This window comes from Phyllobacterium zundukense (assembly GCF_002764115.1).
GTDB classification, from domain to species: domain Bacteria; phylum Pseudomonadota; class Alphaproteobacteria; order Rhizobiales; family Rhizobiaceae; genus Phyllobacterium; species Phyllobacterium zundukense.
Window position 1 is genome coordinate 181,230 of record NZ_CP017945.1, and the last position, 14,057, is coordinate 195,286.

Annotated in this window: 11 protein-coding genes; 2 read left to right on the forward strand and 9 right to left on the reverse strand. The window is 58.3% G+C overall.

What is annotated here, in order from left to right; genetic code table 11:
* Positions 1–21 precede the first annotated feature (21 nt).
* Together BLM14_RS30705 and BLM14_RS30710 are read right to left on the reverse strand one after the other, a co-directional pair.
* Positions 22–1,560, reverse strand: a complete 1,539-nt coding sequence (locus BLM14_RS30705; RefSeq protein WP_100003839.1) for a sugar ABC transporter ATP-binding protein — start codon at positions 1,558–1,560, stop codon at positions 22–24.
* A gap of 102 nt (positions 1,561–1,662) precedes the next feature.
* Positions 1,663–2,643 (reverse strand): ABC transporter substrate-binding protein, encoded by a 981-nt coding sequence (locus BLM14_RS30710; RefSeq protein ID WP_100003840.1) that lies wholly within the window; start codon positions 2,641–2,643, stop codon positions 1,663–1,665.
* 263 nt (positions 2,644–2,906) lie between these two features.
* Here BLM14_RS30710 and BLM14_RS30715 point away from each other — a divergent pair, with 263 nt between their 5' ends.
* A complete protein-coding gene (locus tag BLM14_RS30715) occupies positions 2,907–3,947 on the forward strand; it encodes a LacI family DNA-binding transcriptional regulator (RefSeq protein WP_100003876.1) in 1,041 nt (346 codons plus the stop codon).
* Here the strand turns inward: BLM14_RS30715 and BLM14_RS30720 are convergent.
* Both BLM14_RS30720 and BLM14_RS30725 read right to left on the reverse strand, forming a co-directional pair.
* Positions 3,944–5,296 carry a sigma-54-dependent transcriptional regulator gene (locus BLM14_RS30720; protein WP_100003841.1) on the reverse strand — a complete coding sequence of 451 codons (1,353 nt, stop codon included), beginning with the start codon at positions 5,294–5,296 and terminating at the stop codon, positions 3,944–3,946. The genes BLM14_RS30715 and BLM14_RS30720 overlap by 4 nt on opposite strands.
* 2 nt (positions 5,297–5,298) lie before the next feature.
* Positions 5,299–7,143: a sensor histidine kinase gene (locus BLM14_RS30725; protein ID WP_237143755.1), complete on the reverse strand. Its 1,845-nt coding sequence runs from the start codon at positions 7,141–7,143 to the stop codon at positions 5,299–5,301.
* 253 nt (positions 7,144–7,396) lie between these two features.
* On the opposite strand from BLM14_RS30725, the gene BLM14_RS30730 reads away from it, so the two are divergent.
* Entirely contained in the window at positions 7,397–8,722 is a 1,326-nt protein-coding gene (locus BLM14_RS30730) for a dicarboxylate/amino acid:cation symporter (RefSeq protein ID WP_162293280.1), read from the forward strand.
* 48 nt (positions 8,723–8,770) lie between these two features.
* On the opposite strand, the gene BLM14_RS30735 is transcribed toward BLM14_RS30730, so the two are convergent.
* The 5 genes from BLM14_RS30735 to BLM14_RS30755 are packed head-to-tail and all read right to left on the reverse strand — an operon-like array spanning position 8,771 to position 13,993.
* A complete protein-coding gene (locus tag BLM14_RS30735) occupies positions 8,771–10,138 on the reverse strand; it encodes an FGGY-family carbohydrate kinase (protein ID WP_100003844.1) in 1,368 nt (455 codons plus the stop codon).
* A gap of 5 nt (positions 10,139–10,143) precedes the next feature.
* Entirely contained in the window at positions 10,144–10,467 is a 324-nt protein-coding gene (gene rhaM, locus BLM14_RS30740; RefSeq protein WP_100003845.1) for an L-rhamnose mutarotase, read from the reverse strand.
* Positions 10,464–11,465, reverse strand: coding sequence for an ABC transporter permease (locus BLM14_RS30745; protein ID WP_100003846.1), 1,002 nt, complete (start codon positions 11,463–11,465; stop codon positions 10,464–10,466). Before BLM14_RS30745 ends, rhaM begins: the two co-directional genes overlap by 4 nt.
* A complete protein-coding gene (locus BLM14_RS30750) occupies positions 11,462–12,463 on the reverse strand; it encodes an ABC transporter permease (protein ID WP_418314291.1) in 1,002 nt (333 codons plus the stop codon). Before BLM14_RS30750 ends, BLM14_RS30745 begins: the two co-directional genes overlap by 4 nt.
* 9 nt (positions 12,464–12,472) lie before the next feature.
* Positions 12,473–13,993 carry a sugar ABC transporter ATP-binding protein gene (locus BLM14_RS30755; RefSeq protein WP_100003847.1) on the reverse strand — a complete coding sequence of 507 codons (1,521 nt, stop codon included), beginning with the start codon at positions 13,991–13,993 and terminating at the stop codon, positions 12,473–12,475.
* Between the last annotated feature and the right edge of the window lie 64 nt (positions 13,994–14,057).

A 14,057-nucleotide genomic window follows, 5' to 3' on the forward strand; every position in this document is an offset into this window, starting at 1 on the left:
GTTGTTGCCGGGCGGCGTCTGTCACGATACCGTCCCCGCACTATGAGGCGCACTGCCGTGGGCCATGGCCGACATCAAAGTATCCTCAGTGGCCCGATCGCGATCAAACTCGGCGACGCTGACGCCTTCACGCAGCACAAACACCCGGTCGGCACCCTCGATCACCTCTTCCAGTTCCGACGAGATCATCAACACCGAGAGCCCTTGATCGGCAAGCGACTTGATCAGCGATTGGATCTCGCCCTTGGCGCCGACATCGATGCCGCGGGTTGGTTCATCAAGAATGAGCAGGCGCGGATTCATTGCCAGCCAGCGGCCAAGGAGCACCTTCTGCTGGTTGCCGCCGGAGAGCTCGCGCACTTTCTGATCCGGTCCCGAACATTTGATCCCAAGCTGCCTGATGAACCGCTCGACGATGTCGCGTTGCGCCTTCTCGTCGATGATGCCGGAGTTGCTCAATTTCGGCATCAGTGCCAGCATCATGTTTTCCGCAACGCTCATCTCCGGAACAATGCCTTCGCTCTTGCGATCTTCGGTACAGAAGCCCATCCCCGCGACGATGGCGTCGGAGGGATTGCGCGGATCGAACTTCCGCCCGTCATAATACATCGTGCCCGCGCGCGGCCGGTCGATGCCGAACACGAGGCGGGCCGTTTCGGTGCGCCCGGCACCGAGGAGGCCGGCAAATCCGGCGATCTCACCGCTGCGAACATTAAATGATACGTCCTGTACTGTCTGATTGATCGCCAGGTTCTCGGCGGAAAAGAGCACCTTGCCGATCTTCTTCTGATCGCGGTCGCTGAAGGCGGTGGCATGGCCCTCGGCGCGCTTGATGGCCCGTCCAAGCATGGAAGAAACGAGACCGATCTTGTCAATCTCGTTCATGGAGGCCGTCTTTACGGTCCTGCCATCGCGCATGATGGTGACACGGTCGCAAACCTTATAGAGCTCGTCGAGCTTGTGGCTGACGAAGACCACCGAAACGCCCTCCTGCTTCAGCTGACGAATGACATCAAAGAGAACGGAAACCTCGCGCTCGTCGAGGGAGGAGGTAGGTTCGTCCATGATGACGAGCTTTGCTGAGAAGCCGATGGCGCGGGCAATGGCCACCATCTGCTGGGTGGCTGTGTTGAATTCCATCAAGGGGCGATGCACGTCGACGCGCACGTTGAAGCGCTGCAGCAGCGTTTCCGCCTCCCGGTGCATGCGGTTCCAGTCGAGCAGGCCGTAACGGCGGGCTTCGCGACCGAGACAGATGTTCTCGGTGATGGAGCAGTAGGGAACGAGGTTGATTTCCTGATAGATGGTGCTGATGCCGCTGGCCTGCGCCTGCTGCGGCGAGAAGACTTCGAAGGGTTTGCCATCGAATGTCACTTCACCCGCATCGCGCCGGTGATAGCCGGTCAACACCTTGATAAGGGTCGATTTTCCCGCACCGTTCTGGCCGATCAGTGCGTGAACTTCGCCGCGTCCGACCGCAAAGGAAGCGGCGGATAGGGCGGGAATTCCGGCAAAACGTTTGTCGATGCCCGTCATCGACAGGAGAACGTCGGTGTTCATTGCAAAGCCATTTCTGAATGCATCGGAAGGCTTTCGACGCTGCTAGGGCAACCGCCGAATGAAACGCCAGCGCCCTATAAGAGCGCTGGCATCGTTATAAAATCAATAGGCAGTGCTCAGCAGCTCTTTTGCATTGCTAGCATCGTAGAACTGATCGGGGTTAATGAGTTTGTCCGGGATTTTGTCGCCATTGGCATAGGCAACGGCGGTCTCGAAAGCCTTTGGTCCGAAGCGTGGATTGCATTCGACGACCGCGGCGATCTTGCCATCAACCACAGCTTGCACGGCTTCCTTGCCGCCGTCGATCGACAATACGAGGATATCCTTGCCTGGCACCTTGCCCGCAGCCTCGATGGCAGAGATCGCGCCGATCGCCATCTCATCATTATGGGCATAGACAACGTTGGCGTCGGGATGCGCCTGCAGCAGGGTTTCGGCAACCTGGCGTCCCTTGTCGCGAGCGAAATCGCCGGTTTGCGAAGCGACGATCTTGAAGTCGGAATGCTTGGCGATCACATCGTCAAAACCCTTCTTGCGATCATTGGCCGGCGAGGAGCCGGTGGTGCCCTCAAGCTCAATGATCGTGGTCCTGCCGTTGGCGTTCTTGACCAGCCAGTCGGCAACGCGCTGCCCTTCCTCGATGAAGTTCGAGCCGATGAACGTTACATAATCCTCTCCAGCTTTTGCCAGGGACGCATCGACATTGCGATCGAGCAGAATAACTGGAATGCCAGCATTTTTAGCGGCCTTGATTGCCGGAATCAGTGGTTTTTCCTCACGTGGCGCCAGAAAGATCAGGTCCACGCCCTGAGCGATCATCGAATTGACGTCAGCGACCTGCTTGGCAGCAGAGCTTGCGGCGTCCGTGTAGACAAGCTGCCAGCCGCGCTTCTTGGCTTCCTCCTGCATGCTGGCAGTCTGGGCCAAGCGCCACGGATTATTGCTTTCGGTCTGGGCAAAGCCAACCTTGTAGGTGTCTTTCTTCTTGAGGGGCGGCGAATCTGCCAATGCGCTGCCAGCAACCATTGCAGCAGCGAAGCTAACCACTGATGCGAGCAGCAGAGTCCGACGGGTTATAGTCATTGAAATTTCCTCCCAGAAATTCAGTTCGTGGCGATCCCACTCAGACGATCATCGCTACTTATAAAAATTAGTCAATAATAATTTATATTGATTAGTCGTGGCATCTGCTCCTAATATCGGGTCCAGTCTCATTGATTCAGGTGAGCCGGACGCGGCAAGAGGCATGGGTGCACATGGGCGATACAGTGGCAGATAGACCCACTGGGAAATCAAGGACCGCTCGTACTGCACCCCGGCGCAAGCGGGTGAGCAAGCGCGTGACCATGACCGATATTGCCCGCGTCGCCGGCTGTTCGCAGGCAACCGTATCATTCGTATTGAACAAGACGCCGGGCATCAAACTCGCGATCGAAACCCGCGAGCGTGTGATAGAGGCAGCGCGAGCGCTCGGCTATGCCGCGCCCACTTTTGCTCATCTCGATCCAGCCGATCCCCTGACGCCCGCAACCGACGGCAAGATTGGTTTTGTCATCGATCAGCTCGCCGCCAGCCCGGAAGCGGTAGCAGTCATGGCCATAGAGGGCGCGCGCCAGGCCTCGTGGAGTGCTGGCAATATTATCCTTGTGGCGCAGACACTCAACGATCCGGAGATGGAACCACGCACGATCAGAGCTCTACGGGAACAAGGGATCTCGGCGCTGATCTATATGGCAATCTCGACGCGTGAAGTGGTTTTGCCTGCACCTGTTTATGAACTGGATGTGCCGGTCATCCTGCTCAATTGCTACACTGCAGACCATGCTTTTCCCGCTGTTGTTCCAAGCGAGATCGCAGGGGGCCAGCACTCGGCCCGTCACCTGATCCAGCATGGCCATCGCCGCATCGGCACGATCACCGGCGAGTCCTGGATGGAGGCCGCGCAGGATCGGCTGAAAGGCTACCGGCGAGCGCTGGCAACAGCCGACATTCCGTTTGATGCAGAACTGGTGATCGAAGGCGATTGGTCAGCAAGTGCCGGATACGAGGGCGCCAGGCAATTGCTGGCGTTGAAGGACAGGCCAACGGCGATCTTCTGCCAAAATGACCGTACCGCGATCGGCTGCTATGAAGCCCTCAAGGAAGCCGGCATGCGTATTCCCGAAGACATCTCTGTCATCGGTTACGACGACGAGGAAATCTCGCGCCATCTCCATCCACAGTTGACGACATCGGTGCTACCGCATCGCGCCATGGGCCGCTGGGCGATCGAGCAAATCGACTCGTTCATCCGCACACCGGGCAAACGCTATCCAATCACCAAACTCGAATGCCCGCTGGTCGAGCGATCATCGGTCGCGGAGTGCGCCCACACCTTATTCGGTTAACCAAGCTTGGACCTGGCATATTCGGCGCGATCGATACCGTGCCGTTGTAGTTTGTCGTAGAAGGTCTTGCGCGGAATGCCCAGTGCTTCAATGGTCGAGCGCACATCGCCATGGTTTGCCGTCAGCGCATCACGAATGAGCCTGGCCTCGTGCTGCTCCATTGCCTCGGGCAGACTTGCTGTGTTGGTCGGCTGACTAACTTTGGCACTTTCCATTTCGCCGAGCCCCAGCGCGACCCGTTCCGCGAAGTGCGAGAGTTCCCGCACATTGCCTGGCCAGTCATGCTCGAACAGGCGTGATCGCAGGGCTGCGGTCATCTCCGGTGGTTCGGTTTTGAATCGCATTGCGGCACGCTGCAGAAAATGCGTGAACAGCAGAGGGATGTCCTCCCGGCGCTCGCGCAGCGGCGGGATCGAAACCGTGACGACATTCAACCGGTAGAACAGGTCCTCGCGGAAATTCGCCCGCTGTTCCGGACTGCCGAGATCGACCTTCGCCGCTGCGACTATGCGCAGGTCGACGGGGCGGTGCTCATTGGTGCCGAGTGGGGTGATTTCACGTGTTTCCAATACCCGCAGCAACTTGACCTGCGTTGACAGCGGCATGCTTTCGATCTCGTCGAGAAACAGGGTACCGCCGCTTGAGTGTTCGATACGGCCGACACGCTTTTTCTGCGCACCGGTAAAAGCGCCAGCCTCGTGACCGAAAAGCTCGCTTTCGATGACCGTCTCCGGCAGAGCGCCGCAATTGAGCGCAACGAAATTGCCCGGTCTGCGCCGGCTCCATTCATGCAGGAGCCCTGCCGCGACTTCCTTGCCGGTACCGGTTTCGCCGGCAATCAGAACATCGACGTCGGCATTGGCCACATGGCGCAACGTCTTGCGCAGATTCTGCATGACGGGCGTTTGACCGAGAAGCGGCAGGTTCTCATCGGATGATTCCAGCGCAAGCCGCAATTGCCGGTTTTCCACGACAAGCCGCCGCTTTTCGACTGCCCGCATGATGCTCTGGACAAGACGGTCGGCGGGGTAAGGCTTGGCTATGAAATCATAGGCGCCTTCCTGCATGGCCTCGACCGCCATGTCGATATCGCCGTGTCCCGTGATCAGGATCACTGGCAGGTCTGGATCCATGGCGCGCAGTCGGCGAAACAGTTCGAGGCCGTCTATATGCGGCATGCGCACATCGGTGACGACCACACCGGCAAAATCCGGCGTGAGAAACCGCATCGCACTCATGGCATCGGCAAAGGGCATGACTGTGAATCCCGCTAGCTCCAGCGTCTGCCGATTGGCATTGCGCAGATCATCATCATCGTCGACAAAAGCGATGCTGGGCTGAAACTCCATAATCAAGCGACCCTCCGCAGATGGACGGTGAATTCCGTGCCCGCACTGCTGCTTTCGACCTCGATACGGCCGCCATATTCCGCGACAATGTCGTGGCAAATGACGAGGCCCAGCCCGAGGCCACGTTCCTTGGAGGTGTTAAACGGCGTGAACAGCGCCTGCATGATCGCCTCTGGAATGCCCGGCCCGTTGTCGGAAACAATCAGCTGAACCTCATCTTCCACAACCGCGCAACGCACAGTGATCTTGCTCGCCGGTCCACCCTCGGTCGCCTCCAGCGCATTCTGCATAAGATTGATCAGCACCTGCTCGAGTCGGATGCGGTTGCCATGAACTTTGATGTCGGGTGAGGGCGTATGAGTGATGATCTGTCCGGCTCTTTGACGGAACCGGCTGCCAAGCAGAAGGAGGGCGCCTTCGATCACTTCGCTGACGCTGATCGGGCCCGCATCGCTTGTGCCCTTGCGCGAGAAGGTGCGCAGTTCGTCTGTGATTGTGCCGATGCGTTCGGTCAGGCCGGCGATAGCCTTCAGGTTTTCCTTGACCGGTTCGGTCTGATTGCGGCCGAGAAAGGTCCCGGCATTGTCGGCATAGGAGCGGATCGCGGCGACGGGCTGGTTGATTTCGTGGGCAACACCTGCCGTAACCTGTCCGAGAATGGCAAGGCGGTTTGCCTGCACCAATTCCTGCTGCACCGTCTGCAGCTTGGCCTCGGTTTTCTGGCGCTCCTCGGCCTGCATCACCAGTTCCGTGTGGGCGGTGCTGAGGTCCGCAGTGCGCTCCGCGACACGGCGTTCGAGTTCGATCCGTGCCTCCTCCTGTTCGCGAGCGCGTCGCAGCGTGCGTCCACGTCGATACAGAAAGAAGGCGGTGAGACCCAGCAATGGCGCCAGAACAGCCAATGCGAGTACCTGTGCGGTTCGCGCTGCCTCAGTCACGGCCCGTCCCGCGGGCGTCAGCAAACTCAAGGTCCAGCTCGTGGTCGGAACGACCGTCTGCCCCCGCACGAAATCCTCGTCCTTTGTTGAGCCGGGCAACCGCGCTTTAACGATATAGGGTACTCCGTTTGGCAAGGCCGGCGTGACACTAAGAGGTTTGAGTGGCGCGTCGCCAAATTGCAGGCTTTCGCGGATCGGGCCGATCTGATCGGCGGGAACCGACCCTTGCGCCATAAACCGCCACTCGGGGAAACTCGTGACCAGGACAATGCCGCGCTGATCGACAACGTAGGATGGGTCGCTGTTGCGGCGCCAGTCTGCTTCGAGCTCATCGAACTCAAGCTTGACGACGATCACTCCGAGCATACCCAAAGGACCGTCAATACGCCTCGAAATATAGAGGCCAGGGCGTTTGCTGACGGTACCGAGTGCATAATGTTCAGCTTCTCCGGCAATGACGGCGCGGGTGTAATAGGGGCGGAAACTGTAACTCGTGCCGACGAAACTTGTTGGCTCACGCCAGTTGCTTGAGGCAATCGCCAGACCATCCGCATCCAGGAGATAGATGACCGCCGAGCGTGTTCCCGGGATCAGGCTTTCCAGCTTGCGATTGACCAATTGCAGCATGCTGCCGCTGCGCGAGGTAAGCGCACTGATGACATCACGATCCTGGGACAGGACGAATGGCAGCGAGCGTTGTTTTTCGAGCACGGTTCGCAAGAGCACAGCGTTGAGTTCTGCAGCGCTTTGGGCGCGAGCCTGCAGCGCGTCATAGGCGCGATTGCGGCCATAATCATTCGCGAAGATAAGGGACCCGGTTACAAGGATAACCACGAGAAGGCCGAAGACGAGTTTTCCAGCGAGGCCCAACGCTCCTCCATAAGGCTCGACTTTTGATCCCAAAATCACAGCATTTTCCATTTCTTCATTGTGCAGATCCCCGCACAAACCGCAAGATGAACGTGCGGTTATCCGCACACATGATCAATTCAGCAAATCGAATCAAAATTTAAAAGCTATGATTTCAGTACGTTAGTAAATTTCCACAAACTGGCACACTCCTTGCAAAAGCTATGGCAGGGTCGGTCTATCCGCCCTGTAACGGAGCCCGGGAGGCTGACAGGCGATTCTGCCAGACGCGGCTCACACCATGGAGGAAGTCATGAGTCCTGTGACGATTAACGCAGCCCCGCAGCCGCGCGGCAAAACACCGATTTACGCCCACCTCTATTTTCAGGTGATCGTTGCCATCACCATCGGCATTGTGCTTGGCCATTACTATCCTGAAATCGGCACCAGTATGAAGCCGCTCGGCGACGCCTTCATCAAACTGGTGAAGATGATTATTGCCCCTGTTATCTTCCTTACCGTTTCCACTGGTATCGCTGGAATGAGCGACCTGAAAAAGGTCGGACGGGTGGCAGGGAAGGCGATGATCTACTTCCTGACCTTCTCGACACTCGCCTTGATTGTCGGATTGATCGTCGCCAATGTCGTCCAGCCAGGCGCCGGCATGAACATCGACGCAGCTTCACTGGATCCGAAGGCGGTCGCAACCTACACGCAACAGGCGCATGAACAGAGCATCGTCGGCTTCCTGACCAACATCATTCCAACGACAATCGTCGGTGCCTTCGCTTCGGGCGATATTCTGCAGGTGTTGTTCTTCTCGGTACTGTTCGGCCTTTCACTCGCCATGGTCGGCGAGAAAGCCGAACCGGTCACCAATTTCCTGCAGACGCTCGCCGCTCCGGTATTCAAGCTCGTTGCCATCCTGATGAAAGCCGCACCAATCGGCGCGTTTGGCGCTATGGCCTTCACCATCGGCAAGTATGGCATCGGCTCCGTGGCCAATCTGATCTTCCTGATCGGCACCTTCTATCTAACGTCGCTGCTTTTCGTACTGGTCATTCTTGGCGCCGTCGCCTGGTACAATGGTTTCTCCATCCTGGCGCTGATCCGCTACATCAAGGAAGAGCTGCTGCTGGTGCTTGGCACAAGCTCATCTGAAGCTGCGCTGCCGACGCTGATGGCAAAGATGGAAAAGGCAGGTTGCAAGAAGTCCGTGGTTGGCCTCGTCATTCCCACCGGTTACTCGTTCAACCTTGATGGCACCAATATCTACATGACCCTGGCTGCCCTGTTCATTGCGCAGGCAACGAACACGCCACTCACACTGACGGATCAGGTGCTGCTCCTGCTTGTGGCCATGTTGAGTTCCAAGGGTGCTGCAGGCATCACCGGTGCAGGTTTCATTACCCTCGCAGCCACGCTCTCGGTCGTTCCGGCCGTTCCGGTCGCCGGCATGGCGCTGATCCTCGGCATCGATCGCTTCATGTCGGAATGCCGTGCCCTCACCAATCTTGTCGGCAATGCGGTAGCAACCATCGTTGTCGCCCGCTGGGAAGGTGAGCTTGACACCAACAAGCTGGCACGAGCACTCAACGGCGATTTCGCCGACGAGGATGCGCTGGCGCTCGCGAGCTAATAAAGGTAACAACGATCAACAAAGGGCGGGCTCGACGAGCCCGCCCTTTTATTTGAGGCGCAGCTGTTCGCGCCAGCTTTGCGCATAAACATCAAAGAAACTGTCCAGCGGTTTCACCTCATCGATGGCAGGCTGCAGCGAGCATTCGGCGCCTGCGAGCAGTGCAGCGCCGAGGCTGGTTCCGGTCGAGCCGGGCAAGGCAATGACCTCGCGTCCTGTCAACGAACGAAGTGCCGAGAGATAGATACGATTGCGGGAAAAGGGACCTTCAACAATTGTCGCTCCGGAGGCGCCAATCAGATCGAGACAGGTACTTGTCATCAGCGCGGTATAGAGCGATGCCGCTACGTTCTGATCAGCCAAAGAACGTGGTTTTCCATTCAACCAGATTGCCTCGCGTTCGGGGTAGGGACCGGAACCCTGCACAACGCTTGGCGTGATCATGAGCTGCTCGCGAATGACGCGGGCAAGCGTATCCTCATCCGGCACCACGGCGCTCCCGCCGGCCAGAAGATCGAATTCGCGCCCACCCATAAACCGCGCCGACGGCACAGCGTTGCCATAGGCATCGACATTGGCAAGCGTGTCGCGTGCAGGATCAAGTTGATCCAATCGGCCGCCGACCGCAAAGGAAACGACCCAGGTGCCGGTCGACACGACCGAGAACGGCGACGTGCGGGTGAGCAGGTGCGGCAGCAGCGAGGCATTGGAATCGTGGATACCGCAGTGAACCGGGATTTCCTTGTCGATACCAATCTGCCTGGCCAGAGGTTCGCGCAGATCACCGATGCGATCGAAAGCCGGTCGGATAGGCGCCATAAGCGGGCGGATTTCAAGCGTATCGACGAGGCCGGAATATTCGCCCCTCTGCGGGTCCCACAAATCCGTATGGCAGCCGAGCGAAGTGACTTCATTCACGGCGATACCGGTCAGGCGCCAGACCCAATATTGCGCATAGGTCAGGATGGTCTTGACCGACGCGAATTGGGCAGGGAATTGCGTCTTCTGGTAGTGGATCTGCGCGCCGACATTGAGCCCGCCAGAAAGAAGCGGCGAGCGTGTCTCGGCGAAATCCGGCCGCAGCGCCGCATATGCCGCACGCACTTCATCCGGATAGACATGCTCGTAATCGATCACCGGCATGACAAGACCATCACGCCCAAGCAATGCCGCCGATGCGCCATGGGCCGTCACCGAAATGGCATCGAAGCCCGGTGACTTGGCAAAGCTCGTGAGTGCTTCGGCAAAGAATACCCACAGAGCCTCGGTGTCGTAGTGCGGATAGATACCGTCTTTGACGACGCGGTTCTGGGTGCTGCGCGTCGCGATTTCCGCACCGGTCGCAGCGTCAACGACAACGAGTTTAGCATTGGTCTTGCCGACATCGATGACGGCTATACGGCGAACGTTGCTCATGCCCGTCAAGCCATGTGAAACAGGCCGACGAGGTCAGCCTGAACAGGCGATTTATCCCGATTGGTGACCATGATGTCCGCCATATGCGCCCACCATTTCTTCATCACCGGGTGGTCGGGAAGACTCTGCATGCTGTGGTCGACGCGGCGGGTCAACACGCCAAAGAGCGTGTTGGTGGCGCGGTCGAGATGGATCGAGTAATCGCTCACTCCCGCCTCGTGCAGGAGATCGACGAGCTCCGGCCAGATCGCATCGTGCCGGCGCTGATATTCCGCTTCCATGCCGGGGTTGAGGGTCATCGTAAACGCATATTTCTCGAGCGCACTCATGCAGGTTTCCTCTGGCGGAACTGCCTGATGATTATCGGCAATGTGATGGTGATGATCAGTAGCAGGCCGATGAAAATCGACATGACGATGCCCGGCACGTTGAGGAGACCGAGGCCGAAAGTCACCAGCCCCATGACGAATGCCGCGATGACCACACCACCGATCGTGCCCGAGCCGCCGAGGATGGAAATGCCGCCGAGGACAACCATCGTGACTATCTCCAGTTCCCAGCCTTGCGCGATCGATGGGCGGGTGGAGCCAAGACGCGAGGTCAGACAGACTGCGGCGATGCCGGACATCAGGCCGGTCAACAGGAACAGGGTGAACTTGATGCGCTCGACGTGGATGCCAGAGAACCGCGCGGCGAATTCATTGTTACCGATGGCATAGACCCGTCGGCCAAAATTCGTCGCATACAGCAGCACCGCAAACAGGACACCAAGGACCGCAAATAGCACGAACTCGAAGGAAAAGACCCAGAACACATAGCCCTGGCCAAAATAGGCAAAGGAGGCTGGATAGCCGCCATAGGCCTTGTCGCCAAGAACGATATAGGCGATGCCACGGAACAGGCTCATCGTGCCGATGGTGACGACGATGGAGGGCAGACGAAGCCCCGCGACAAGAATACCGTTGATCACACCACAAGCGGCACCGACGCCGATTCCGATCGCGACAAGCCCGGGCGTGCCAACACCCGCCTGTGCTGCGGCTCCCATTGCAGTCGAGGCGAGTGCGATGATCGCCGCGACAGACAAGTCGATTTCACCGGCGATGATCAGCAGTGCCATGGCAAATGCAACTATCGCCTTCTCGGTGAAGTTGAAGGTCGCGTCGGACAGGTTCCAGGCATTGAGGAAGTAGGGCGATGCGAAGGAATTGGCGATGAAGATCAGCACGGCCACGGCAAAGAGCAGGGCTTCCCAGCTCGCAAAAAGCCGCGTGACCGAGGTGCCGAGCCGATCCGGAATATGCCGCTTTTCAGGAACCGCGCTCATGCTGCCACCTCGATCTGTTCCGATGCGCCCCGATCACGCAGGATGATGCGGCCGCGCCTCCGTTCCTGACGGGCATTGAAAATGACCGCCGCAATGATCACCGAGCCGGAGATCGCCATTTGCGAGAACGGTGAAATATCGATGACCGGCAGCGCGTTCTTGATAACGCCGAGGAACAGCGAGCCAAGCACGGCACCGGCAACCGAACCAATACCACCCAGCGTCGAGATACCACCAATGACACAGGCGGCGACGGTGTCGAGTTCAAAGCCCGCGGCGATATCGACATAGGCGACCGCGTAGCGGGATACCCAGAGATAGCCACACAACCCGGCCAGCGTTCCTGATATGACGAAGGCGTAGAAGCGGGTGCGCCCGACATCGATACCGGCATAGACCGCCGCTGTCGGATTGCCGCCGGAGGCGTAAATGGCCCGGCCAAGAAAGGTGCGCGACATGACCAGATACATGATGGCGACGATGACGATAGCCGTCCAGCCGAGGACGGGCAGGCCGAGAACGAGCTGGCGCGGTATCTGCAAGAACGGCTCCGTCATCTGGTGTGCATTCACCCAGGCACCGCCGGAAAGAACAAACGCCATGCCGCGATAGATGGTGAGTGTGCCAAGCGTAACGACGATCGACGGAATGCTGAGCTTCCAGACGAAAAGACCGTTGATGGCGCCGAGAACGGCGCCAATGCCAAGCGCAATGATGACAATCAGCGCAAGGGGCAAGCCGGGATAGGCGGCATTCAGCATGCCAACGGCCATGCCCGTAAAGGCCACATTGGCAGCCACCGACAGGTCGATGGATTTCGTCAGGATCACCGTCATCTGTCCAAGCGCCAGAATGATCAGGATCGAGCTGTCATTGAAGATACTTGCGAGATTGCCGGGTCTGGCAAATCCGGGTGAGCGGGTGGAAAAAGCCGCGAGCAGAATGGCGATGATGATCACCAGCAGCATTTCGCGAAATTTGAACAATTGCTTGATCATACTTGACCCTCACGCATTGCCGGTTGCGGCGCGGACCAAAGTCTCGGCGCTCAGATGATCACGCTCATAGACACCGGCTGACAGGCCTTCGCGCATGACAAGAACACGGTCGGACATGCCGAGGATCTCGGGCAGCTCCGAGGAGACCATGATGATGCTGAGACCTTCGCCGGCAAGCTCGCTGATGAAGGCGTGAACCGCGGCTTTCGAACCGATGTCGATGCCCTTGGTCGGCTCATCGAGAATGAGGATCTTCGGTTGCGTAGCCAGCCACTTGCCGATGACGACCTTCTGCTGATTGCCGCCCGACAGGTTTCCAACCGGAATGGAGAGGGCAGCAGCACGCAGATCGAAACGTTCAGCGTATTTCCGCGCCAGAGCAAACTCTTCCGCCGCGCGCAGGAAGCCCGAACGGGAGGTGCGTGCCAACGATGGCAGCGAGATGTTCTGGTAGATCGGCAATTGCAGCACCGCGCCATGACGGCCGCGCTCTTCCGGGACATAAACAATGCCGGCTTTGATGGCATCGCCAGGCGAACGAATTGTGATCTCCTTGCCGTCGAGCTTCAGTTTTCCGCCGGAGGGTTTCGTGACACCGAACAGCGACTGGCATATCTCCGAGCGACCCGCGCCGACCAGACCATAGATCCCGAGAATTTCGCCCTTCTTGAGCGCAAAGGTAATATCGCGGAACTCGGTCGGATGGGTGTAGTTCTCGACGGAAAGCACAGTATCACCGAGCGGTATCTCGACCTTCGGGAAGGCGTGCTCGATCGAACGGCCAACCATAAGCCTGACGATCTCGTCCTGGCCAACTTCTGCCAGTACACCGCTGCCGACGGCCTTGCCGTCGCGGAAAACGGCATAATGATCGGCGATCTCGTAGACTTCATCGAACTTGTGGCTGATGAACAGGATGGCCTTGCCCTGAATTTTCAGCCGCTTGACGATCTGGAACAGGTCATCGACTTCCTTGCGTGAAAGCGCAGCGGTCGGCTCATCCATGATAACTATCCGGGCATCGACAGAAAGCGCCCGCGCAATGGCTACGAGGTGGCGCTGCGCGATGGAAAGGTCCTTGAGCCGGGTACGGGGATCGATATTGCTTTCCAGCGAATGCAGCAGGGCAAGCGCCCGTGCGTTCACAGCCTTCCAGTTTACAAAGCCGAGCCGGGTTTTCGGCGCGTGGCCGAGAAAGATATTTTCGGCGACCGACAACTCGTCAAAAAGCACGGTCTCCTGGTGGATTGCAGTAACACCGAAATCGATCGCGTCCTGCGCATTGGCAAATGCAACCGGCTTGCCGCCGACGTGGATTTCTCCTTCATCCAACTGATAGATGCCAGTGAGAATTTTGACGAGCGTCGACTTTCCTGCACCGTTTTCGCCGATGAGCGCCGTGACCATGCCGGGAAACAGTGCGATATCGACATCATTCAGCGCTTTGACACCGGGAAACGATTTGGAGATGCCGCGCATCTCCAGGAACGGTGCCTCTGACAATGGCTCGGAAAGGGCAATCTTGTTCATCGATCATACCGAAAGAGAAAAAAGTGCCCGGCAGAAAGCCTGCCGGGCCTGACAGCGGTTCCTC

What these genes read in the sequence shown, in the direction of transcription:
- BLM14_RS30705 (WP_100003839.1), bottom strand. Translation starts at nt 1,560, where the DNA reads ATGAACACCGACGTTCTCCTGTCGATGACGGGCATCGACAAACGTTTT.
- BLM14_RS30710 (WP_100003840.1), bottom strand. Translation starts at nt 2,643, where the DNA reads ATGACTATAACCCGTCGGACTCTGCTGCTCGCATCAGTGGTTAGCTTC.
- BLM14_RS30715 (WP_100003876.1), top strand. Translation starts at nt 2,907, where the DNA reads ATGACCGATATTGCCCGCGTCGCCGGCTGTTCGCAGGCAACCGTATCA.
- BLM14_RS30720 (WP_100003841.1), bottom strand. Translation starts at nt 5,296, where the DNA reads ATGGAGTTTCAGCCCAGCATCGCTTTTGTCGACGATGATGATGATCTG.
- BLM14_RS30730 (WP_162293280.1), top strand. Translation starts at nt 7,397, where the DNA reads ATGAGTCCTGTGACGATTAACGCAGCCCCGCAGCCGCGCGGCAAAACA.
- BLM14_RS30735 (WP_100003844.1), bottom strand. Translation starts at nt 10,138, where the DNA reads ATGAGCAACGTTCGCCGTATAGCCGTCATCGATGTCGGCAAGACCAAT.
- rhaM (WP_100003845.1), bottom strand. Translation starts at nt 10,467, where the DNA reads ATGAGTGCGCTCGAGAAATATGCGTTTACGATGACCCTCAACCCCGGC.
- BLM14_RS30745 (WP_100003846.1), bottom strand. Translation starts at nt 11,465, where the DNA reads ATGAGCGCGGTTCCTGAAAAGCGGCATATTCCGGATCGGCTCGGCACC.
- BLM14_RS30750 (WP_418314291.1), bottom strand. Translation starts at nt 12,463, where the DNA reads ATGATCAAGCAATTGTTCAAATTTCGCGAAATGCTGCTGGTGATCATC.
- BLM14_RS30755 (WP_100003847.1), bottom strand. Translation starts at nt 13,993, where the DNA reads ATGAACAAGATTGCCCTTTCCGAGCCATTGTCAGAGGCACCGTTCCTG.